Consider the following 22,134-nt stretch of genomic DNA (forward strand, 5'->3'; position numbering starts at 1 on the left):
GGGTTGATGTCGAACATCCTGGCAGTGCAGGCAGCGCAATTCCAGGGTGAGCCGATATCGCTCAACTTCCAGGATGTCGAACTGCGCTCAGTGCTTCAGGTCATGGCGGAGCACGCCGGCGTCAACCTGGTCGCCAGCGATTCGGTGCAGGGGCGAATAACCCTGCACCTGGAAGACGTGCCTTGGGCCCAGGCACTTGACCTTGTGCTGCGCAGCAAGGGGCTGGGCCGGCGCCAGGAGGGCAACGTGCTGTTGATCGCTCCCGTTGCTGAGCTGGCCGGGCAGGCCCGGGGCATGGGCGAGGAGGTGTTGCTGGAGCCTTTGCGACGAGAGCTGATCCCTGTCTTTCATGCAAAAGCCGCCGAGCTGGCGGAACTGTTGCTTGCGAGCTTGGCCGATGACGGCATCCTGACTGGGCGCGGCAGCCTCAGTGTGGATGCACGGACCAACACGCTGGTGGTTACCCAGCCTGGCGAACGACTTGCCGATTTGCGAAGGTTGGTAGCGCAGTTGGATGTGCCGGTACGCCAGGTCATGATCGAGGCGCGTATCGTAGAAGCCAGTGTCGATTACGAGAAGGGCCTGGGTGTGCGATGGGGCGGCCCGTTGTATGGGGTGGACAGTCGCCTGGGTAGTGACCTGTTCGTCGACCTTGGGGTTGAACGGGCCACTTCCGGGCTCGGCGTGGGCCTGCTGCGCAGCGACATTCTGCTGGATCTGGAGCTCAGCGCCATGGAGAAGAGCGGCAATGGCGAGATCATCTCCCAGCCCAAGGTGGTCACGGCTGACAAGGAAACCGCCCGCATACTCAAGGGGACCGAAGTACCCTATCAAGAGACCACTCGCAGTGGGGCTACCTCCATTTCTTTCCGTGAGGCCTCCCTGTCGCTGGAGGTAACGCCGCAGATCACGCCGGATGGCAAGGTAGTGATGGATGTGCGCGTGACCAAGGACGAGCCCGACTTCATCAATGCACTCAACAATGTACCGCCGATCCGCAAGAACGAGGTTACGGCGAAGGTCCGGGTGACCGATGGGCAGACCATTGTGATTGGCGGCGTGTACTCGACGTCGCAGAACAAAGTGGTCGACAAGGTGCCATTTTTCGGCGATCTGCCGTATGTTGGGCGGCTGTTTCGACGCGATGCATTACAAGAGAAAAAATCCGAGCTGCTGGTCTTCCTGACTCCGCGTATCATGAGTGACCAGGCGATTGCTGTGAGTCGTTGATTCTGTGCGAAATTTGATACTTGTAGGGCCCATGGGCGCTGGGAAAAGCACCATCGGACGCCTGTTGGCCAAAGAGCTGCGCCTGCTGTTCAAGGATTCCGACAAGGAAATCGAGCTGCGAACCGGCGCCAATATCCCGTGGATCTTCGACAAGGAAGGCGAGCCGGGCTTTCGCGACCGCGAGCAGGCGATGATTGCCGAACTCTGCGCGCTTGATGGCGTGGTCCTGGCGACCGGTGGCGGCGCGGTGATGCGCGATGCCAACCGTGCCGCGCTGCACGCCGGTGGCCGGGTGATCTACCTGCATGCCTCGGTGGAGCAGCAGGTGGGGCGCACTTCCCGTGACCGCAACCGACCGCTGCTGCGCACAGCCAACCCGGAAGCCACCTTGCGTGCCCTGCTAGAAACCCGCGACCCGCTCTATCGCGAGATTGCCGACCTGGTGGTGGAAACCGACGAACGGCCACCTCGCATGGTCGTGCTCGACATTCTCGAGCGTCTGCAGAAGTTGCCGCCCCGCTGAGCGGGGTCTATCCTCGGCGACCAACGCCGAGACGGGGTTGAACGTCACCGCGTGGGGCCACAGTGCCACCGCGCCCAAGTACATTGTGGGGAAACATGCAGACACTTAAGGTCGACCTGGGCGAGCGTAGCTACCCGATCTACATTGGCGAAGGCCTGCTTGACCAGCCCGAGCTGCTGGCGCCGCACATTGCCGGCCGGCAGGTCGCCATCGTCTCCAACGAGACCGTCGCGCCCCTGTACCTCGAACGCCTGAGCAAGACCCTGGGTGCCTACTCGGTGCTGCCGGTGGTGTTGCCCGACGGCGAGGCCCACAAGAACTGGGAAACCCTGCAACTGATCTTCGATGCCCTGCTGACCGCGCGTCATGACCGGCGCACCACCGTGGTCGCCCTCGGTGGCGGCGTGATCGGTGACATGGCCGGCTTTGCCGCAGCCTGCTACCAGCGTGGGGTCGATTTTATCCAGGTGCCGACCACGCTGTTGTCCCAGGTGGACTCCTCGGTGGGCGGCAAGACCGGCATCAACCACCCGCTGGGCAAGAACATGGTGGGCGCCTTCTACCAGCCCAACGCGGTGCTGATCGATACTACCAGTCTGAAAACCTTGCCCGCGCGTGAGCTGTCCGCCGGTCTCGCCGAAGTCATCAAGTACGGCCTGATCTGCGACAAGCCATTCCTTGCCTGGCTCGAAGACAATATGCAGGCACTGCGTGCCCTGGACTCCGTTGCCCTGACCGAGGCCATCCGTCGCTCCTGCGCGGCCAAGGCTGCCGTGGTTGGCGCTGATGAGCGCGAATCGGGCGTGCGTGCCACGCTCAACCTTGGCCACACATTCGGCCATGCCATCGAAACACACATGGGTTATGGCGTCTGGCTGCACGGCGAAGCCGTGGCGGCCGGCACGGTCATGGCCCTGGAAATGTCCATGCGCCTGGGCTGGATCGACCAGCCGGCGCGTGATCGCGGAATTCGCCTGCTGCAGGACGCAGGATTGCCGGTGGTGCCACCACAGGAAATGACCCCGGCGCATTTCATGGAGCACATGGCGGTCGACAAGAAAGTGCTCGACGGGCGCCTGCGCCTGGTGCTGCTGCGCCAGCTGGGCGAGGCCGTCGTCACTGACGACTATTCGACAGAGATTCTTCAGGCCACGCTGGCGGCGGATTACCGCGCGATCGTGGCCCAGCTTTGAGGTTGTGACAACGCAATGACCAGTCTGCATGCCGATGAGGCGTTTCTCGATCATTACCAGCTGAGCCACGATCCGTTCGCCCCCCGGGTGCCCGGTTTCAAGTTCTTTCCCGCCCAGCGCAAGCCAGTGCTTGGCCAGCTGCATCATCTGGCGCGCTACAGCCAGCTGATGCTGGCGGTCACCGGCCCTGTGGGCAGCGGCAAGACCTTGCTGCGCCAGGCACTGGTGGCCAGCACCAACAAGCAGTCGGTGCAAAGCGTGGTGGTATCCGCCCGTGGTGCCAGCGACGCGGCCAGCGTGCTTGGCCAGGTGGCGCAGTCGCTGGGTGTGGCGCAGCCGGAAGTGCAGGCGATCCTGTCGCAGGTGGTGCAACTGGCGCTGACCGGCCAGGAAGTCTATCTGCTGGTGGACGATGCGGAACAACTGGACGAGTCGGCACTCCAAGCGTTGCTGGAGTTGGCGGCAGGCGTAGCTGAAGGACGCCCGCATGTGTTCCTGTTCGGCGAGCCTTCGCTGATCGCCGGGTTGGATGAGCTCAATGCCGATGGCGAGCGATTCCACGTCATCGAACTGGCCCCGTACAGCGAGGAAGAAACCCGCGAGTACCTGGAGCAGCGCCTGGAGGGTGCTGGCCGGGGCATCGAGGTGTTCACCGCCGAGCAGATCGTCGACATCCACGAAAACTCCGACGGCTGGCCTGGGAACATCAACCAGGTCGCCCGCGATACCTTGATCGAAGCCATGATCGCCAGCCGTACCACGGTCAAGCGACCATCCATGGGGTTCAAAATGCCTAAGAAACACGTGCTCGCGTTGTCCGCAGTGGTCGTGGTTGCCGTTGGCGCGGCGGTCCTGATGCCCAAGAAAGGCGACAAGGCCCCGGCCGACGCGCCCCCCGCTGCCCAGGCCCAATTGCCCCTGGGCCAGGGTGGCAACGGCGGCGCGCCCGCCATCGAGTTCTCCGGCTCCTCGCAGCCGATGCCGTTGCCGCTGGTCGGTCAGTCGCAGCCGGTGATGCGCGAACCGCTGGCCCAGGCCGCTGGCATGGGTGAAGGTGAAGACGGCGGGCCGGCCGACAACACTGCACTGCAGCCAGCCACGCCATCGGCTGCCGTGCCGCCGACCGTGACCACCATCGCGCCGCCGCAAGGTGCCACCGCCAGCCCTGCGCCGACTCCGGCCCAGCCGGTGACCAGCGCTCCGGTACAGCCGGTTGCGCCTGCGACAAAACCTGTAGCAACCCAGCCGGCAAAGCCGGTTGCACCTGCCAAGCCAGCCCCGGCTCCGACCCAGGTCGCGAGCGCCAAGCCCGCAGCCAAACCTGCCGAGAAACCGGCTGCCGGCGGCGCCGGCAACAGCAGCTGGTATGCTGGCCAGAAGCCCGGTAACTACGTGGTGCAGATCTTCGGCACCAGTTCCGAGGCGTCGGCACAGTCGTTCGTCAAGGCACAGGGTGGCGACTATCGCTACTTCAGGAAAAACCTGCAGGGCAAGCCGCTGTATGTGGTGACCTACGGCAATTTCGCCAGCCGCGATGCCGCCGCTGCGGCAATCAAGAACTTGCCAGCCAAGGTCCAGGCTGGTAAACCTTGGCCACGTACCGTGGGCAGCGTCCAACAAGAGCTGGCCACGGCCCGCTGATACCTTCCGGGCGGCATCACCCCGCCGCCCAGTTGCTGAGCGACTTTCTAGCTTTCAACTAGCCTGCTGCGCCCGAGCGCGGCAGGCTTTTCTGTCCCAGACTGCCGGCCACGAGCCCTTTCTTGCAGTCCTGGCTGAAACGCTTCAGACTCCAGTCATGCCGCTATCACGGCGTACGACTTAAAAACATTCAAAATTACGACATAAATTTTCAATGGTGAGACATGAAAATTTGTGGGCGTTGCTGTCGCTGTGCAACAATGGTTTTCCATGGCCACCGCAAAAAAGCTGGCATTTGATCGGCGTGGATGGTAAGTGGTTGTTAAAAAAGAGATTTGCCTCCGGTTGAGAGGTGAACCTGGTGAGAAAGTGTCTATGAAAACAGGTCTGTACCATCCCGAAGAATTCAAGGACAACTGTGGTTTCGGCCTGATCGCCCATATGACGGGCGAGCCGAGTCACCACCTTCTGCAAACCGCCATGCAGGCGCTGACCTGCATGACCCACCGCGGCGGCATCAACGCCGACGGCAAGACCGGCGACGGTTGCGGTCTGCTCATGCAGAAGCCCGATCAATTCCTGCGCGCCGTGGCCCAGGAGCACTTCGCCGCCGAGCTGCCCAGGCAGTACGCCGTCGGCATGGTGTTCTTCAACCAGGACCCGGTCAAAGCCGAAGCCGCCCGCGCCAACATGGATCGCGAGATCGTCAATGCCGGCCTCACGCTGGTGGGCTGGCGCAAGGTGCCGATCGACACCAGCGTCCTTGGCCGTCTGGCCCTGGAGCGCCTGCCGCAGATCGAGCAGGTGTTCATCGGCGGCGAAGGCCTGAGCGATCAGGAATTCGCCATCAAGCTGTTCAGTGCCCGTCGCCGTTCGTCCGTGGCCAACGCCCACGACGCCGACCACTACATCTGCAGCTTCTCGCACAAGACCATCATCTACAAAGGCCTGATGATGCCGCGCGATCTCGCGGCGTTCTATCCGGACCTGGGTGACGAGCGCCTGCAGACCGCAATCTGCGTGTTCCACCAGCGCTTCTCCACCAACACCCTGCCGAAGTGGCCGCTGGCGCAGCCCTTCCGCTTCCTCGCCCACAACGGCGAGATCAACACCATCACCGGCAACCGCAACTGGGCCATGGCCCGTCGCACCAAGTTCGCCAACGACCTGATCCCCGACCTCGAAGAGCTCGGCCCGCTGGTCAACCGCGTAGGTTCCGACTCATCCAGCATGGACAACATGCTCGAGCTGATGGTCACTGGCGGCATCGACCTGTTCCGCGGCGTGCGCATGCTGGTACCGCCAGCCTGGCAGAACGTCGAGACCATGGACGCCGACCTGCGTGCCTTCTACGAATACAACTCCATGCATATGGAACCGTGGGATGGTCCGGCCGGTATCGTCATGACCGAAGGCCGCCACGCGGTGTGCCTGCTCGACCGCAATGGCCTGCGCCCGGCGCGCTGGGTGACCACCACCAACGGCTACATCACCATCGCCTCGGAAATCGGCGTATGGGGTTACCAGCCCGAGGAAGTCCTGGCCAAGGGCCGTGTCGGCCCAGGCCAGATCCTGGCTGTCGATACCGAGACCGGCCAGATCCTCGACACCGACGCCATCGACAACCGCCTGAAGTCGCGCCACCCTTACAAGCGCTGGTTGCGCCAGCACGCCACGCGCATCCAGGCGACCCTGAGCGACGACCAGGGCGTGGCCAGCTACGACGCTGACCAGCTCAAGCAATACATGAAGATGTTCCAGGTCACCTTCGAGGAACGTGACCAGGTGCTGCGCCCGCTCGGCGAGCAGGGCCAGGAAGCGGTCGGCTCGATGGGCGACGACACGCCGATGGCCGTGCTGTCGCAGCGCGTGCGTTCGCCGTACGATTTCTTCCGCCAGCAGTTCGCCCAGGTGACCAACCCGCCGATCGACCCGCTGCGCGAAGCGATCGTGATGTCCCTGGAAATCTGCCTGGGCGCCGAGCGCAACATCTTCCAGGAGTCCCCCGAGCATGCCTCGCGGGTGATCCTCAGCTCGCCAGTCATCTCGCCTGCCAAGTGGCGTTCGCTGATGAACCTGGAGCGCGAAGGTTTCGACCGCCAGCTGATCGACCTCAACTATGAGCAAAGCCTCGGCCTTGAAGCGGCCATCCGCAATATCGCCGACCAGGCCGAAGAAGCGGTGCGCGGCGGCAAGACCCAGCTGGTGCTCAGCGACCGCTACATTGCCCCGGGCAAGCTGCCGGTACACGCCTCGCTGGCCGTAGGCGCTGTACACCACCGTCTGACCGAACAAGGGCTGCGTTGCGACAGCAACATTCTGGTCGAGACCGCCACTGCCCGCGACCCGCACCACTTCGCCGTGCTGCTGGGCTTCGGTGCCTCGGCTGTATACCCGTACCTGGCCTACGAAGTGCTGGCCGACCTGATCCGCACCGGCGAAGTGCTGGGTGATCTGGACGAAGTGTTCAAGTACTACCGCAAGGGCATCTCCAAGGGTCTGCTGAAGATCCTGTCGAAGATGGGCATCTCCACCATCACCTCGTACCGTGGCGCGCAGCTGTTCGAAGCCATCGGTCTGTCCGAGGAGGTGGTTGGCCTAAGCTTCAAGGGTGTGTCGAGCCGTATCAAGGGGGCGCGTTTCGAAGACCTGGAGAGCGACCAGAAGCTGCTCGCAGCCGAAGCCTGGAGCGCGCGCAAGCCAATCCAGCAAGGTGGCTTGCTCAAGTTCGTCCATGGTGGCGAATACCATGCCTACAACCCGGACGTGGTCAACACCCTGCAGGCCGCCGTGCAACAGGGGGACTACGCCAAGTTCAAGGAATACACCTCGCTGGTCGACCAGCGTCCGGTGTCGATGATCCGCGACCTGCTGAAAGTGAAGGTGGCCGACCAGGCCCTGCCGTTGGATGAAATCGAGCCACTGGACGCGATCCTCAAGCGGTTCGACTCCGCTGGTATCTCCCTGGGCGCGCTGTCGCCAGAGGCGCACGAAGCCCTGGCCGAGGCAATGAACCGCCTCGGCGCGCGCTCCAACTCCGGCGAAGGCGGCGAAGACCCGGCCCGCTACGGCACCGTCAAAAGCTCGAAGATCAAGCAGGTGGCCACCGGCCGCTTTGGCGTGACCCCGGAATACCTGGTCAATGCCGAAGTGCTGCAGATCAAGGTCGCCCAGGGCGCCAAACCCGGCGAGGGCGGCCAGTTGCCGGGCGGCAAGGTCAACGGCCTGATCGCAAGGCTGCGCTATGCGGTACCGGGCGTGACCCTGATTTCGCCGCCGCCGCACCACGACATCTACTCGATCGAAGATCTGGCCCAGCTGATCTACGACCTCAAGCAGGTCAACCCGCAGGCCCTGGTCTCGGTCAAGCTGGTTGCCGAAGCCGGCGTGGGCACCATCGCCGCCGGCGTGGCCAAGGCCTATGCCGACCTGATCACCATTTCCGGCTACGACGGCGGCACCGGCGCTTCGCCGCTGACCTCGATCAAGTACGCCGGCGCTCCGTGGGAACTGGGCCTGGCTGAAACCCACCAGACCCTGCGCGGCAACGACCTGCGCGGCAAGGTGCGGGTGCAGACCGATGGCGGCCTGAAAACCGGCCTGGACGTGATCAAGGCCGCGATCCTCGGCGCCGAGAGCTTCGGTTTCGGCACCGCGCCGATGATCGCCCTGGGCTGCAAGTACCTGCGCATCTGCCACCTGAACAACTGCGCCACCGGCGTGGCCACCCAGAACGACAAGCTGCGCAAGGACCACTACATCGGCACCGTCGACATGGTGATCAACTTCTTCACCTTCGTCGCCGAAGAGACCCGCGAGTGGCTGGCCAAGCTGGGCGTGCGCAGCCTGGGCGAGCTGATCGGCCGTACCGACCTTCTGGATGTGCTGCCGGGCGACACCGAGCGCCAGGGCCACCTCGACCTGACGCCGCTGCTGGGTAGCTCGCATATCCCGGCTGACAAGCCGCAGTTCTGCCAGGTGGACAAGAACCCGCCGTTCGACCAGGGCGAACTGGCCGAGAAGATGGTCGCCATGGCCCTGCCGGCGATCCGCGACATGGCTGGTGGTGAATTCGCCATGGACATCTGCAACTGCGACCGTTCCATCGGTGCACGCATCTCTGGCGAAATCGCCAGGCTGCACGGCAACCAGGGCATGGCCGCCGCGCCGATCACCTTCCGCTTCAAGGGCACCGCGGGCCAGAGCTTCGGCGTGTGGAACGCCGGCGGTTTGAACCTGCACCTGGAAGGCGACGCCAACGACTACGTCGGCAAGGGCATGACCGGGGGCAAGGTGACCATCGTGCCACCGGCCGGAAGCCCGTTCGAAACCCAGCACAGCGCCATCGTCGGCAACACCTGCCTGTATGGCGCCACCGGCGGCAAGCTGTTCGCCGCAGGCACCGCGGGCGAGCGCTTCGCTGTACGTAACTCCGGCGCCCACGCTGTGGTCGAGGGCACCGGCGATCACTGCTGTGAATACATGACCGGCGGGTTTGTCTGCGTCCTGGGCAAGACCGGTTACAACTTCGGTTCTGGCATGACTGGCGGCTTCGCCTACGTGCTCGACATGGACAACAGCTTCTTCGACAAACTCAACCACGAGCTGGTGGAAATCCAGCGTATCAGTGGTGAGGCGATGGAAGCCTACCGCAGCCACCTGGCGCGGGTCCTGGGCGAGTACGTGGAAGAGACCGGCAGCGAGTGGGGGCGTGAGCTCTCGGAGAACCTGGACGACTACGTGCGGCGCTTCTGGCTGGTCAAGCCGAAGGCGGCCAACCTCAAGCACCTGTTGTCCAGCACCCGTGCCAACCCGCAGTAAGAACAGCTGCAAGTGACGGGCCCCGTGTGCGGGGTTCGTCGGGCTTAAGTGATCGTCTTGCAGCTTGCAGCGTGTAGCTGGCAACTGCGGTAAAGAGGTTTTGAAAAATGGCTGAACGTCTGAGCAACGACTTCCAGTTCATCGAAGTGGGGCGTAAAGACCCCAAGAAAAAGCTGCTGCGCCAGCGCAAGAAGGAGTTCGTCGAGATCTACGAACCTTTCAAGCCGCAGCAGTCCGTGGAGCAGGCGCACCGCTGCCTGGGATGCGGTAACCCGTATTGCGAGTGGAAGTGCCCGGTGCACAACTTCATTCCCAACTGGTTGAAGCTGGTTTCCGAGGGCAACATCCTCGCGGCAGCCGAGCTGTCGCACCAGACCAACACCCTGCCGGAAGTCTGTGGCCGCGTGTGCCCGCAGGACCGCCTGTGCGAGGGTGCGTGCACCCTGAACGACGGCTTCGGCGCGGTAACCATCGGCTCGGTGGAGAAGTACATCACCGACACCGCCTTCGCCATGGGCTGGCGCCCGGACATGTCCAAGGTCAAGCCGACTGGCAAGCGTGTCGCCATCATCGGCGCCGGCCCTGCCGGCCTGGGCTGCGCCGATGTGCTGGTACGTGCCGGCGTGACCCCGGTAGTGTTCGACCGCAACCCCGAGATCGGTGGCCTGCTGACTTTCGGCATCCCCGAGTTCAAGCTGGAAAAGACCGTGCTGAGCAATCGCCGCGAAGTCTTCACCGGCATGGGCATCGAGTTCCGCCTGAACATTGAGGTGGGCCGCGACATCACCATGGAGCAATTGCTCGCCGAGTACGACGCGGTGTTCATGGGCATGGGCACCTACACCTACATGAAGGGCGGCTTCCCCGGCGAGGACCTGCCGGGTGTGCACGACGCGCTGGACTTCCTGATCGCCAACGTCAACCGCAACCTGGGCTTTGAAAAGTCGCCGGAAGACTTCGTCGACATGCAGGGCAAGAAGGTCGTGGTGCTTGGCGGAGGCGACACCGCGATGGACTGCAACCGCACCTCGATCCGCCAGGGCGCCAAGTCGGTGACCTGTGCCTATCGCCGTGACGAGGCCAACATGCCGGGTTCGCGCAAAGAGGTGAAGAATGCCAAGGAAGAGGGCGTGAAGTTCCTCTACAACCGCCAGCCCATCGCCATCGTCGGCGAGGACAAGGTCGAGGGCGTGAAGGTGGTCGAGACCCGTCTCGGCGAGCCGGATGCCCGTGGTCGCCGCAGCCCCGAGCCAATCCCGGGCTCCGAGGAGATCCTGCCGGCCGACGCCGTGGTGATTGCCTTCGGCTTCCGCCCGAGCCCGGCGCCGTGGTTCGAGCAGTTCGGTATCCAGATGGACAGCCAAGGCCGCGTGGTGGCCCCGGAGAAAGGCAAGTTCAAGCACCAGACCAGCAACCCGAAAGTGTTTGCCGGTGGCGACATGGTGCGGGGTTCGGACTTGGTGGTGACGGCGATCTTCGAAGGGCGTACCGCAGCCGAAGGCATTCTGGATTACCTCGAAGTCTGATCCAGCCTTATCGCGGGCTAATCCCGCTCCCACGCCAGTGATAAGGCTGCGTGGGAGCGGCGGTGCGGCGATCCGACTGGCCCCGCGATGCTTTTTGTATACAAAAATGTTTGATCCATGGCACCTGATAGACAAAACGCATGGCCATGGCCGTGCCTTTTGCGTCCGCGTCTGAGAAAATGCCCGCACTTTTTTTCCGGATGCCGACATGACTGCCCTGAAGAACGATCGTTTCCTGCGTGCACTGCTCAAGCAACCTGTAGATGTCACCCCGGTATGGATGATGCGCCAGGCCGGCCGCTACCTCCCGGAGTATCGCGCCAGCCGCGCCAAGGCCGGTGACTTCATGAGCCTGTGCATGAACCCGCAGTTTGCCTGCGAGGTCACCCTGCAGCCGCTGGACCGCTACCCGCTGGACGCGGCGATCCTGTTCTCGGACATCCTCACCATCCCCGACGCCATGGGCCAGGGCCTGTACTTCGAGACCGGCGAAGGCCCGCGCTTCAAGAAAGTCATCAGCACCCTGGCGGACATCGAAGCGTTGCCGATCCCCGATCCGCAGAAGGACCTGGGCTACGTGATGGACGCGGTCAGCACCATCCGCCGCGAACTCAACGGCCGTGTGCCGCTGATCGGCTTCTCCGGCAGCCCATGGACCCTGGCCACCTACATGGTCGAAGGAGGTTCGTCCAAGGACTTCCGCAAGATCAAGGCCATGGCCTATGACAACCCGCAGGCCCTGCACCTGCTGCTGGACAAACTGGCGCAGTCGGTCACCAGCTACCTCAACGGGCAAATCCAGGCGGGCGCCCAGGCGGTGCAAATCTTCGATACCTGGGGTGGCAACCTGTCTGCGGCGGCCTACCAGGAGTTCTCCCTGGCCTACATGCGCAAGATCGTCAGCGGCCTGATCCGCGAGCATGAAGGGCGCAAGGTGCCCGTGATCCTGTTCACCAAGAACGGCGGTCTGTGGCTGGAAAGCATCGCCGATGTCGGTGCCGACGCCCTTGGCCTGGACTGGACCTGCGAAATCGGCGACGCCCGCCGCCGCGTCGGTGACAAGGTCGCGTTGCAGGGCAACATGGACCCGACCGTGCTGTACGCCAACCCCGAGGCGATTCGCAAGGAAGTGGCGCGCATCCTGGCCAGCTACGGCAAGGGCAGCGGCCACGTGTTCAACCTGGGCCATGGCATCACCCCGGAAGTCGATCCGGAGCACGCCGGCGTATTCATCAACGCCGTGCACGAGCTGTCGGCGCAGTACCACCAGTAACCCGTGTGCAACGCAAGAAGCCCGGCCAAGTGCCGGGCTTTTTGTTGTATTAAGTTTCAATTCAGCGATCGTCGGTAATCTGGTGCCATCAAAACGCAAACAGGACCCGATCACCATGAAAACCCGTTACCTGCCTCTGATCCTCGCCCCACTGTTCAGCACCGCGGCCCTGGCCGCCGGCTACACCGGCCCCGGTGCCCAGTCCGTGACCACGGTGGCTGCCGCCAACGATGCCGCCGACGACACCCCGGTGGTGTTGCAAGGCTACGTGATCAAGAAGATCAACAACGACGACAAGTACGAGTTCAAGGACAACACCGGCACAATCACCGTCGAGATCGACGACGAAGACTTGCCAGCGACGCCGTTCAACGACAAGACCAAGGTCAAGCTGACCGGTGAGGTGGAGAAGCACCTGATGAGCCGTGAGGTGGATGTGGATATCGTCGAGATCATCAACTGATCCAAAGGCCCAATCACCGCGGCTTGTCGTGGCGACGAACCGCGGCGATTGGGCTGCAAAGCATCCCTACTCAGGCAGTCTTCGGCGCCAACCTGCTCAAATGCAACGCCACCAGCAAAGCCACCATCAGCAAACTGCCAATGAACATTCCAACCCCCTCCCACCCGGCGTAATGCCAGAACACCCCACCTACCGTCCCCGCCACACTCGACCCTGCGTAATAGCTGAACAGGTACAGCGAAGAAGCTTGCCCCTTGGCCCTCAGCGCCCGGCGGCCGATCCAGCTGCTGGCCACCGAATGCGCGCCAAAGAAGCCAAAGGTGAACACCAGCATGCCGAGAATGATCATGGCCAGCGGGTTGGCCAATGTCATGAGCAGGCCGCCGGCCATGACCACGATACTGGCCCAGAACACCTTGCGCCGCCCGAGCTTGTCGGCCAGCGCGCCGACCTGCGCCGAGCTGTAGATCCCCGACAGGTACACCACCGACAGCAGGCCGACCAGCGCCTGGTTCATATGGTAAGGCCCGGCGAGCAGGCGATAGCCGATGTAGTTGAACAGGGTGACGAAGGCGCCCATCAGCAGGAAGGCCTCAAGGAACAGCCAGGGCAGCCCGGCATCCTTGAAGTGCATGACGAAACCGTCCAGCAGGCTGCGGGGTTTCAATGACTGGGGCCGGAAGTTGCGCGATTCGGGCAGCACCTTCCAGAACACCACGGCCGCCACAAGGGCCAGGCCGCCGATCACCAGCATCGCCGTGTGCCAGCTGACGAAGTCGATCAACACGCCGGTGATCAGGCGCCCGCTCATGCCGCCAATGGCATTGCCGCCGATGTACAGCCCCATGGCCAGGCCGATGTGCTGCGGGTGGATCTCTTCGCTCAGGTAGGTCATCGCAACCGCTGCCAAGCCGCTCAGCGACAAACCCACCAGTGCCCGCGTGGCCAGCACCAGCTCCCAGCTCGGCATCACCGCGCTGGCCAGGGTCGATAGCGCCGCGCACAGCAAGGCGAAGACCATCACCGGCTTGCGGCCGATACGGTCGGAAATGGGGCCGGTGACCAGCAACCCGATCGCCAGCATGGCGGTGGACACCGACAGCACCAGGCTGCTCTGCGCGGCGTTGATGGCGAACTCCTGCGACAGCAGCGGCATCATCGGCTGCACGCAGTACAGCAGGGCGAAGGTGGCAAAGCCGCCGCTGAACAGCGCCAGCACGGTTTTCATGAAGGCGGGGGTGCCTTTCTCGATCCAGATGTCGTTGAAGGCAGGTTTGGGTTCGACGGGCAGGGGGGCGACGGCGGATCTCACGGGAGCGGTACCTCGGGGCGTTGCGATGGAAAAATCATATAGCTGGCTAATAATTAGATCCAATATATTGTTCGACCTGTTTAAGACGTTTAACGACCTGTTCGGAGCCGGCCATGGAGCTGCGACACCTGCGTTATTTCATCGCTGTAGCCGAAGAGCTGCACTTTGGCCGTGCCGCCCAGCAACTGGGCATCTCGCAACCGCCGCTGAGCCAGCAGATCCAGGCCTTGGAGCAGGAGCTGGGCGCACGGCTGTTCGAGCGCACCAACCGCCGGGTCGAGCTCAGCGAGGCCGGGCGGTTGTTCCTCGAAGAGGCCCGGCAAGTCCTGGTCCAGGTGGAAAAGGCCGCTGATGTGGCCCGCCGGGCGCAGCTGGGCGAATTGGGTGAGATGAAGATCGGATTCACCTCGTCGGCGCCTTTCACCTCGCGGATTCCCAAGGCTATTCACGCCTTTCGCCATCGTTTCCCCTCGGTGCATCTGAATTTGAAGGAAATGAGCAGCCGTGAAGTGGTCGAGGCGGTGTTCGATGAGTCCATCGAAGTAGGTCTGATGCGGCCGATGCCACTGCCCGAAGGGATCGCTTGTACCGAACTGTTCCGCGAACCTTTGGTGGCCGTGCTCAACGCATCGCATCCGCTGGCCAGCGGCAGCGAGCAGGGGCTGTACATGCAGGCTCTGGCCCACGAGCCCTTCGTGTTCTTTCCGCGCAGCTATGGCAGCGGCCTGCATGCCCAGTTGCTGAGCCTGGCGCGCCAGGCGGGTTTCAGCCCGCATTTTGCCCAGGAGGCCGGGGAGGCGATGACCATCATTGGCCTGGTCTCTGCGGGGCTCGGAGTGTCGGTGCTGCCAGCGTCGTTCCAGCGCATGCGCATCGAGGGAGTGGTGTATCGCACACTGCTCGACGAGCAGGCCATGACCGCCGTGTGGCTGGTGCGCCGCGAAGCGTCTGGCTCGGCCATGGCCAATGCCTTCGTCGCGTTGCTGGCCGGGCTGGAGCAGCCCGAAGGTGCTGGCTAAACCGCCGCGCTGGCCACATACTCGGGCATTCGTTGATACACGGAGGTCTGACATGCGGCGCGTGGTGTTCAATCAGAAAGGTGGCGTGGGCAAGTCGAGCATTGCCTGCAATCTTGCGGCGGTCAGTGCCAGTGAAGGCTATCGGACCTTGCTGATCGACCTGGATGCCCAGGCCAACTCGACCCAGTACCTCACCGGCCTGACTGGCGACGATATCCCCATGGGCATCGCCGACTTTTTCAAGCAGTCACTGTCCAGCGGACCGTTCGCCAAGAAGAACAAGGTCGATATCTACGAAACCCCTTTTGACAACCTCCACGTGGTGACCGCCACCCCCGAGCTGGCCGACCTGCAGCCCAAGCTCGAGGCCAAGCACAAGATCAACAAGCTGCGCAAACTGCTGGACGAGCTGGACGAGGACTACGAGCGGATCTATATCGATACCCCTCCAGCACTCAATTTTTACGCGGTTTCCGCATTGATCGCGGCCGATCGCGTGCTGATCCCCTTCGATTGCGACAGCTTCTCGCGCCAGGCCCTGTATGGCCTGCTGGCCGAGATCGATGAGCTCAAGGAAGACCACAACGACGACCTGATGGTCGAGGGCATCGTGGTCAACCAATTTCAGTCTCGCGCCAGCCTGCCCCAGCAGATGCTCGACGAACTGCTGGCCGAAGGCCTGCCGGTGCTACCGGTTTACCTCGGCAGTTCGGTGAAGATGCGTGAGTCCCACCACGCCAGCCTGCCGCTGATCCACCTGGAGCCACGGCACAAGCTGACTCAGCAGTTCGTCGAGCTGCATGATTTGCTGGAGCGTAGCGCCTAGATCGGACGGACTGCGCTTGTGGCTCACGCAGTTCATCACTACTATCTCCCAAAACGGGAGATTGCGCCGGGATGCGGATAATTGCATAGCGAACGCTGGTCAGGTTCTGGGAGATGCCAGGGCATGAGGACGCCAAGGCACCACTGGAGAGTTGGCATGACTTGGTGCTCAAGGCCGTCTGGTCTTCGCCTCAGGACGTGAAAGACCAGATTGGTAATGCCAGTGTCTGTGCCAACAACCGCGTGGTCTTCAACATCGGAGGCAACAAGTACCGCCTCGTAGTGGAAATGCAGTACCGGTCCGGCATTGCCTGGGTCAAATTCGTCGGTACGCACAAGCGTTATGACGAGATCGACGTGGAGACGATCAATGAATATTAAGCCTATCCGCAGTGATGATGACCTGCACGCCGCGTTCAAGCGGTTAGAAGTCATTTTCCAGGCCGAGCCCGGCACGCCTGAGGCCGATGAAATGGAAGTGCTTGTTACATTGATCGAAGTCTATGAGAACAAGCACTATCCCATTCAAGCCGCCAACCCTATTGAGGCCATCAAGTTCTGCATGGATCAGCAGGGGCTTACAGCACGTGACCTTGAGCGATACATCGGCCCTAGTGGACGCGTTTCCGAAGTGTTGAATGGCAAGCGTGGTTTGAGTCTTTCGATGATCAAACGCCTTCACGATGGCTTGAGGATCCCCTACGAGTCACTTCTCGCGGGAGCTTAGTAAACCTCTCTCTCGTGTCCTGTCTCGGAAATACGTTCTCTTTTGGCAGGTGGCTTGGGTGTTCGGCCAAGGCGCCGCGACGAGTCATAGCGAGGCTATGGCGAGGAGTGGCAACGCGGGCCGGGCGCCCAAGACGCCGTCAAAAGTGAACAGCTTATTTCCGAGACAGGACACTAGACCCCTTGCCCGCGCAGCCACTCCAGCAACGACTGAAGTGGAAACGCGCCGGCCTGGCGGGTCACTTCGCGGCCGTTCCTGAACAGGATCAGGCTCGGGATTGAGCGGATGCCCAGTTGCCCGGCCAGGTTGCGGTTGGTCTCGCTGTCGAGCTTGGCCAGGCGGCAGCGGCCCGAGAGCTGCCGAGCGGCTTGTTCGAAGGTCGGGGCGAAGCTCTTGCACGGGCCGCACCAGTCGGCCCAGACATCCAGCAGCAGCGGCAGATCACCTTTGATCTGGGCGGCATAGTTGCCTTCGGTCAGCTCGAACGAGCTGCTCAGCAGCACGTTCTGTTTGCAGCGGCCACATTTCGGCGTGTCGCCCAGGCGCTCGGCGGGGATGCGGTTGAGGCCGTTGCAGTGTGGGCAGGGGATTAGCAGTGGATCAGGCATGTTCAACTCCAATGGGCATTCAAGGGGCACTGTGGGAGCGGGCCCCACAAAAGGGCGTCGTTCAGGACGAACAGCTGATCTCCAGGTGCTTGCCCCATTCCGGCGGTCGCTCGGCATACGCTTGCATCCCGGGTTGTTCCTCGAACGGTTTGCTCAGCACCTGATGCAGCCGACGCACTTCACTGTAGTCACCGGCTTCTGCTGCTTCGATAGCCTTCTGCGCCAGATAATTGCGCAGTATGTACAGAGGGTTGACCGCATGCATCCGCTCACGGCGACCTTCGGCATTACCCGGCTCACGCTCGCAGCGTGCCAGGTAGTCCGCACCCCAGGCATCGAAACCGGCCAGGTCGACGAAATCGTCGCGCACCACTTGCAGGGCGCCGGCCACCGGTTGCTCGCCCAGGCGGCGGAAGAACAGCGTGTAGTCCACGCCGCCGCTCTGCATGCGTTGCAGCAGGCGTTCGACCAGGGCCATGTCGTCGTCCTCGGCGGTGGTCAGGCCCAGGCGGCGGCGCATCAGGTCCAGATAGTGGGCCTGGTACAGCGGCAGGAACAGCGCCAGCATCTCCTTCAGTGGCTCGACCTCGATCACCGTGGTCAGGGCCTGGGCCAGGGCGCTGAGGTTCCAGTGGGCGATTGGCACCTGGTTGGCGTAGCTGTAGCGGCCGCGGTCGTCGGAGTGGTTGCAGATGAAGTTGGCGTCAAAGTCGTCGAGGAAGGCGTAGGGGCCGAAGTCGAAGGTGATGCCGAGGATCGACATGTTGTCGGTATTCATCACCCCATGACAGAAGCCGTAGGCCTGCCAGCGAGCGATCAGCTCGGCATTGCGTTCGACGATGGTGCGAAACATGGCCAGGTAAGGCTGTGCGGCGTCGCGGCATTCGGGATAGTGCTGGTGCAGCACATGGTCGATGAGCACGCGCTGCTGTTCTGGCTGTTTCGTGTAGTAGAAGTACTCGAAATGGCCGAAGCGCACATGGCTATGGGCCAGGCGCAGCAGCATCGCGGCGCTTTCGCGGGTTTCCCGCCACACCGTGGTGCTCGAGCCGATCACGCACAGTGCCCGGCTGCTGGGGATGCCCAGCGCGCTCAGGGCCTCGGAGGCAAGGAACTCGCGAATCGACGAGCGCAGCACGGCCCGGCCATCACCCATGCGTGAGTAAGGCGTCTGGCCGGCGCCCTTTAGGTGCAGGTCCCAGTGTTCGCCGGCCTCGTTGAGGATCTCGCCCAGCAGCAGGCCGCGGCCATCGCCCAGGCGCGGGTTGTAGGAGCCGAACTGGTGGCCGGAGTAGACCATCGCACGCGGGTCGGCCTCCTCCCAGAGCTTGTGGCCGCTGAACAGCTCGGCGAACACTGGCAGTTCGGCCTGGGCCGGGTCGAGGTCGAGCAGGGCCATTGCCGAATCGCTGGCAACGACCAGGCGGGGGGCGGCGATCGGGTCGGGCAGGACCTGGGTGGAGAAGGCATCGCCGAGTTGGGCGAAGCGGTTGTCGAAGGTCAGGTGGTCAAGGGTTTTCACAGGCCGGCTCCGCGATTGGAATGATCGCGGGGCAAGCCTGCTCCCACACAGCTGCGTGGGAGCAGGCTTGCCCCGCGAGGCGGTAGGACATTGTCAGGGCGCATGCCCCCTGGCGTCCACTCAGCTCGGCGGCGTGCTGTCCGGTTTGCTGTCGATCGGGATCAACTGCTGCTTGCCGTTCTTCGGGTCCATGAGGAACACCTCCACCTGGCGCACCGAGATCTTGATGTTGTGCGCCTTGAACTCACGGTTGATATAGCGGTTGAGCTCGTCCAGCGTCGGGTTGCGGTCGCCGAGGTCGCGCACGTGCATGCGCAGCTCGTGGTCCAGCGAGCTTTCGCCGAAGTTGAGGAAGTACACCAGCGGTTCCGGATCCTTGAGCACCCGTGGGTTCTCGTGGGCGCCCTTGAGCAGCAGGTCGCGCACCAGGTCAAGGTCCGAGCCGTAGTCTATGCCCAGCTTCAACGTCACCCGGGTGACCGTGTCGGTCAGCGACCAGTTGATCAGCTGGCCGGTGATGAAGGTCTTGTTTGGGACGATGATGTCCTTGCGGTCGAAATCGGTGATGGTGGTGGCGCGGATGCGGATCCTGCTCACCGTGCCGGACAGGTTGCCGATGGTGATGGTGTCGCCGATGCGTACCGGGCGTTCGAACAGGATCATGATGCCGGAGATGAAGTTGGCGAATATCTCCTGCATGCCGAAGCCCAGGCCCAGTGACAGGGCCGCCACCAGCCATTGCAGCTTGTCCCAGCTGACCCCGAGGGTGGCCAGGGTGCTGACGATACCGACCCCGGCGATCACATAGGACAGCAGCGTGGTAATGGCGTAGGCGCTGCCCTGGGCCAGGTTCAGGCGCGACAGCACCAGCACTTCGAGCAGGCCGGGCAGGTTGCTGGCCAGGGCCACGGCGATGCCGGCGATGACCATGGCGCCGAGCAGGTCGCCGAGGCTGATCGGTACCATGCTGGCAGCTGCGCCGGTGCCGCTGCTGTATTCGTACAGGGTGATGTTGTTGAGGTAGGCGAATACTGTGATCAGGTCCGCCCACACCCAGTACAAACCGCCGATGAAGCCGCCGAGCAGGGCCAGGCGGATCAGGCGTAGCGACTGCTGGTTGACCTGCTCGATGTCCAGGGTCGGTTCCTCCACCACCACCTCGCCATCCAGGCCTTCCTTGGCGGCCTGGCGTTTGCTCAGGGCACGCTGGTAGGCCAGGCGCCGCGCCGCGACCGACAGGCCGCGCACGAACGCGGCCTCGATCACCAGCCAGAACAGCAGCAGGTAGAGGGTGTAGATCAGCCTGTCGGTGAGCTTGAGGGCGGTGTAGTAGTAGCCGAAGCACACCGCCACGAACAGGGCGATGGGCAGGGCGGTGAAGGCCACCCCGACCGCCTTGCGGAATAACGAGGTATTCTGGTGCGCCGGGCTGCTCAGCAGCAGGCGGCTGAGCAGCCAGGCCATCAGCGCATAGCAGGTCAGCACCACGCCAATGCCCAACACGTCGTCGGCCAGGGCCGACGGCTGATGCTCGGCCACCGCCACCACGCCGACCAATGCCAGCACCACGGTACCGAGCCGGCGCACCCAGCCGCGCAGAAACTCGACCTGGGGTTTGTGCCAGCGGAAATGGATCTCGGCAACCCCGCCCGGGGCAAGGATGCGGTAGGCGGTGTAGAACACCAGCCAGGCCTGGGCGATCTGCCAGAGGGCGGCGCCGAGATTGGCGTTCTGACCACGGGCATCGATCTGCAAGGCATAGCTGCCCAGGGTCAAGGCCAGGGCCACCGGCAGTGCAAGCAGGATGTTGATCAGGATTGCCTGGGGCGTATGCCACTGGCTGTCGCGCTTGAAGTGGCCAATATCCTGATGGACCTTGCCCAGGCGCCGGTATAGCGCCTTGCGCCGCCACAGCAGGGCGCCGATCACCAGGATCAGTGGCAGGAACAGTAGCGGCTGTTGCACCAGACCGTCGCCCAGCTCCTTGATGCCGGCGCCCCATGGCAGGCTGGCCACCTGGTAGGTCAGACGTTCGGGCACTTCGCGCAGCCACTGCCAGTCCAGCGGCTTGTTGCTGGGGATCCAGAACATCTGCTCTTCCAGTGTAGTGCGCAGGTTCTGGGCGGTGCTCAGCAGCTGTTTCTGGTTCAGCTGCAGGGTGATGCACTCGTTGAGCAGGGCCGAGAGCTCACGGTTCAGCCGTTCGAGCAGATCGCCTCGAGTGATCGCCACCTCCAGCAGCGCCTTGCGCAACTGTGGGGTCACGTCCTCCTCAGGCTGGTTGGCCAGCAGCTTGTCCACATAGTTGGATGGGCTGCTCATCTGCTCGCGTTGCTGGTTGACCTCGAACTGGTAAAGGCGGATATCGGCGATCTGGTCCGCCAGGTCGCGGTCGACCTTCAGGTGCGGCAGAGCTTGTTTCTGCTTGTAGAGGATCTTTGACAGCAGCAGGCTGCCCTTGAGCACGTTGATCTGCTCGTCCAGGGCCTGGTCCGCCTGGGTGAGGCTGTCGAGTTGCTGCTTGGTGCGCAGGTTCTGCTGGGTGACCTCGTTGAGGCGGTCGGTGCTGCGCAGCAAGTAGTCGGACAGCTGCAGGTTGGCCGTGCTCTCTGTGGCCAGCAGGTTGCTGCCGCCGGCCTTCTGCGCTTCGATCGACTGGCGGGTGACGGTCTGTTGCGACTGGGCCAGGCGCTTCTCGTTTATCAGCGTCTGCAGGTCCTGGATTTCCTGTTCCAGGCGGGTGGCGCGTTCGATCAGCAGGTCGTGGCGGGCGTTGCCCAAGTCCTGCAGCACGCTATTGCTCGCCAGCTCCTGGCGGCGCAGCAAGGTCAGGGCGTTGAGCGACGCCAGCTCGGCATTGAGCTGGTTGCGCTGGTCGGCGTTAAGCGATTTCCCATTGTCCTTGCCGCTCTTGAGGCTGTTGTTGATCTGCTGGGCGCGCATCTGGTTGCTGCTGATCTCAGCCTGGGCGCGTTCAGGGCGGGTCTGCGAATTGATGATCAGGCTGTTGGCTTCGGAGAGCCCCTTTTGCAGGTCGCCCTGTTGGGTACTGCGTTCGCTGAGCATCTGCTCCAGCTGCGGTACCGTCAGGTTGGCGTAGCGCTGCGCCACCGGCAGGGTGGCACTAGCCTTGAGCTTGATCAGCTCGCGTTGGCTGTCGCGGATCTCCTGGGGCGCGTTGGCCAACTGCTGCTTGAGCGCTTCGAGCTTCTTTTCGCTGTCGTCGCGGGCGTTGAGCAGCGCCAGGGTCTGCTCCAGCACCTGTTGCACGGCTTTCTGCTCGGTCTCCGGCAGTTTGCGCTCGGCGATCTTGCTGAGGCTGCTCTGGATGCCCGGAGTGGTCGGGATTTCCACCGCAGCGGCGGCGAACGAGAGGGTCAGGCACAGCCCCAGCAGGGCTGCCCGGCAATGGTCACGCAGGGACATAGGCAGAGTTCTTGTGTTACGCGGC

16 protein-coding genes are annotated in these 22,134 nt (G+C 63.1%); 12 read left to right on the forward strand and 4 right to left on the reverse strand.

The features are described from left to right. Positions 1–6 precede the first annotated feature (6 nt). The 8 genes from C3F42_RS19670 to C3F42_RS19710 all read left to right on the forward strand — a co-directional run bounded on the left by C3F42_RS19670 (position 7) and on the right by C3F42_RS19710 (position 12,670). Complete coding sequence (locus C3F42_RS19670) at positions 7–1,230, forward strand: type IV pilus secretin PilQ (protein ID WP_023629542.1); 1,224 nt, start codon at positions 7–9, stop codon at positions 1,228–1,230. 4 nt (positions 1,231–1,234) lie between these two features. Then, on the forward strand, positions 1,235–1,753 hold the full coding sequence (aroK, locus tag C3F42_RS19675; RefSeq protein ID WP_038706967.1) for a shikimate kinase AroK: 519 nt from the start codon (positions 1,235–1,237) through the stop codon (positions 1,751–1,753). 95 nt (positions 1,754–1,848) lie between these two features. After that, the gene (gene aroB, locus C3F42_RS19680) at positions 1,849–2,946 is read left to right on the forward strand and encodes a 3-dehydroquinate synthase (RefSeq protein WP_023631794.1); all 1,098 of its coding nucleotides are present in this window, start codon (positions 1,849–1,851) and stop codon (positions 2,944–2,946) included. 15 nt (positions 2,947–2,961) lie between these two features. Further along, positions 2,962–4,587, forward strand: coding sequence for an AAA family ATPase (locus C3F42_RS19685; protein ID WP_104444781.1), 1,626 nt, complete (start codon positions 2,962–2,964; stop codon positions 4,585–4,587). A gap of 375 nt (positions 4,588–4,962) precedes the next feature. Continuing rightward, on the forward strand, positions 4,963–9,408 hold the full coding sequence (gene gltB / locus C3F42_RS19695) for a glutamate synthase large subunit (protein ID WP_104444782.1): 4,446 nt from the start codon (positions 4,963–4,965) through the stop codon (positions 9,406–9,408). A gap of 107 nt (positions 9,409–9,515) precedes the next feature. Then, a complete protein-coding gene (locus tag C3F42_RS19700) occupies positions 9,516–10,934 on the forward strand; it encodes an FAD-dependent oxidoreductase (RefSeq protein WP_094011032.1) in 1,419 nt (472 codons plus the stop codon). A 208-nt stretch (positions 10,935–11,142) separates the two neighbouring features. Continuing rightward, the gene (gene hemE, locus C3F42_RS19705; RefSeq protein WP_023631238.1) at positions 11,143–12,207 is read left to right on the forward strand and encodes a uroporphyrinogen decarboxylase; all 1,065 of its coding nucleotides are present in this window, start codon (positions 11,143–11,145) and stop codon (positions 12,205–12,207) included. Positions 12,208–12,322: 115 nt separating this feature from the next. Beyond that, the gene (locus tag C3F42_RS19710; RefSeq protein WP_094011033.1) at positions 12,323–12,670 is read left to right on the forward strand and encodes a YgiW/YdeI family stress tolerance OB fold protein; all 348 of its coding nucleotides are present in this window, start codon (positions 12,323–12,325) and stop codon (positions 12,668–12,670) included. Positions 12,671–12,740: 70 nt separating this feature from the next. Here C3F42_RS19710 and C3F42_RS19715 read toward each other — a convergent pair whose 3' ends face one another. Further along, complete coding sequence (locus C3F42_RS19715; protein WP_237750168.1) at positions 12,741–13,898, reverse strand: MFS transporter; 1,158 nt, start codon at positions 13,896–13,898, stop codon at positions 12,741–12,743. A gap of 197 nt (positions 13,899–14,095) precedes the next feature. On the opposite strand from C3F42_RS19715, the gene C3F42_RS19720 reads away from it, so the two are divergent. The 4 genes from C3F42_RS19720 to C3F42_RS19735 all read left to right on the forward strand — a co-directional run bounded on the left by C3F42_RS19720 (position 14,096) and on the right by C3F42_RS19735 (position 16,553). Beyond that, positions 14,096–15,001, forward strand: a complete 906-nt coding sequence (locus C3F42_RS19720; protein ID WP_094011034.1) for a LysR family transcriptional regulator — start codon at positions 14,096–14,098, stop codon at positions 14,999–15,001. A 52-nt stretch (positions 15,002–15,053) separates the two neighbouring features. Then, entirely contained in the window at positions 15,054–15,827 is a 774-nt protein-coding gene (locus C3F42_RS19725; protein ID WP_094011035.1) for a ParA family protein, read from the forward strand. 113 nt (positions 15,828–15,940) lie between these two features. Continuing rightward, complete coding sequence (locus tag C3F42_RS19730) at positions 15,941–16,207, forward strand: type II toxin-antitoxin system HigB family toxin (RefSeq protein WP_256586216.1); 267 nt, start codon at positions 15,941–15,943, stop codon at positions 16,205–16,207. Beyond that, positions 16,197–16,553 (forward strand): type II toxin-antitoxin system HigA family antitoxin, encoded by a 357-nt coding sequence (locus C3F42_RS19735; RefSeq protein ID WP_031314915.1) that lies wholly within the window; start codon positions 16,197–16,199, stop codon positions 16,551–16,553. Before C3F42_RS19730 ends, C3F42_RS19735 begins: the two co-directional genes overlap by 11 nt. Positions 16,554–16,726: 173 nt before the next feature. On the opposite strand, the gene trxC is transcribed toward C3F42_RS19735, so the two are convergent. From trxC to mscK, 3 genes are all read right to left on the reverse strand, one after another. Beyond that, positions 16,727–17,161 carry a thioredoxin TrxC gene (trxC, locus tag C3F42_RS19740; RefSeq protein WP_104444783.1) on the reverse strand — a complete coding sequence of 145 codons (435 nt, stop codon included), beginning with the start codon at positions 17,159–17,161 and terminating at the stop codon, positions 16,727–16,729. Positions 17,162–17,222: 61 nt separating this feature from the next. After that, positions 17,223–18,683, reverse strand: coding sequence for a protein adenylyltransferase SelO (gene selO, locus C3F42_RS19745; protein ID WP_094011037.1), 1,461 nt, complete (start codon positions 18,681–18,683; stop codon positions 17,223–17,225). 120 nt (positions 18,684–18,803) lie between these two features. Beyond that, a complete protein-coding gene (gene mscK, locus C3F42_RS19750) occupies positions 18,804–22,109 on the reverse strand; it encodes a mechanosensitive channel MscK (RefSeq protein ID WP_094011038.1) in 3,306 nt (1,101 codons plus the stop codon). Between the last annotated feature and the right edge of the window lie 25 nt (positions 22,110–22,134).

Origin of the sequence: Pseudomonas sp. PONIH3 (assembly GCF_002934345.1) — a bacterium.
GTDB classification, from domain to species: Bacteria; Pseudomonadota; Gammaproteobacteria; order Pseudomonadales; family Pseudomonadaceae; genus Aquipseudomonas; species Aquipseudomonas soli.

Coding starts and splice junctions, on each gene's coding strand:
- C3F42_RS19670 (WP_023629542.1), top strand. CDS start 7: ATGTCGAACATCCTGGCAGTGCAGGCAGCGCAATTCCAGGGTGAGCCG.
- aroB (WP_023631794.1), top strand. CDS start 1,849: ATGCAGACACTTAAGGTCGACCTGGGCGAGCGTAGCTACCCGATCTAC.
- C3F42_RS19685 (WP_104444781.1), top strand. CDS start 2,962: ATGACCAGTCTGCATGCCGATGAGGCGTTTCTCGATCATTACCAGCTG.
- gltB (WP_104444782.1), top strand. CDS start 4,963: ATGAAAACAGGTCTGTACCATCCCGAAGAATTCAAGGACAACTGTGGT.
- C3F42_RS19700 (WP_094011032.1), top strand. CDS start 9,516: ATGGCTGAACGTCTGAGCAACGACTTCCAGTTCATCGAAGTGGGGCGT.
- hemE (WP_023631238.1), top strand. CDS start 11,143: ATGACTGCCCTGAAGAACGATCGTTTCCTGCGTGCACTGCTCAAGCAA.
- C3F42_RS19710 (WP_094011033.1), top strand. CDS start 12,323: ATGAAAACCCGTTACCTGCCTCTGATCCTCGCCCCACTGTTCAGCACC.
- C3F42_RS19715 (WP_237750168.1), bottom strand. CDS start 13,898: ATGAAAACCGTGCTGGCGCTGTTCAGCGGCGGCTTTGCCACCTTCGCC.
- C3F42_RS19720 (WP_094011034.1), top strand. CDS start 14,096: ATGGAGCTGCGACACCTGCGTTATTTCATCGCTGTAGCCGAAGAGCTG.
- C3F42_RS19725 (WP_094011035.1), top strand. CDS start 15,054: ATGCGGCGCGTGGTGTTCAATCAGAAAGGTGGCGTGGGCAAGTCGAGC.
- C3F42_RS19730 (WP_256586216.1), top strand. CDS start 15,941: ATGCCAGGGCATGAGGACGCCAAGGCACCACTGGAGAGTTGGCATGAC.
- C3F42_RS19735 (WP_031314915.1), top strand. CDS start 16,197: ATGAATATTAAGCCTATCCGCAGTGATGATGACCTGCACGCCGCGTTC.
- trxC (WP_104444783.1), bottom strand. CDS start 17,161: ATGCCTGATCCACTGCTAATCCCCTGCCCACACTGCAACGGCCTCAAC.
- mscK (WP_094011038.1), bottom strand. CDS start 22,109: ATGTCCCTGCGTGACCATTGCCGGGCAGCCCTGCTGGGGCTGTGCCTG.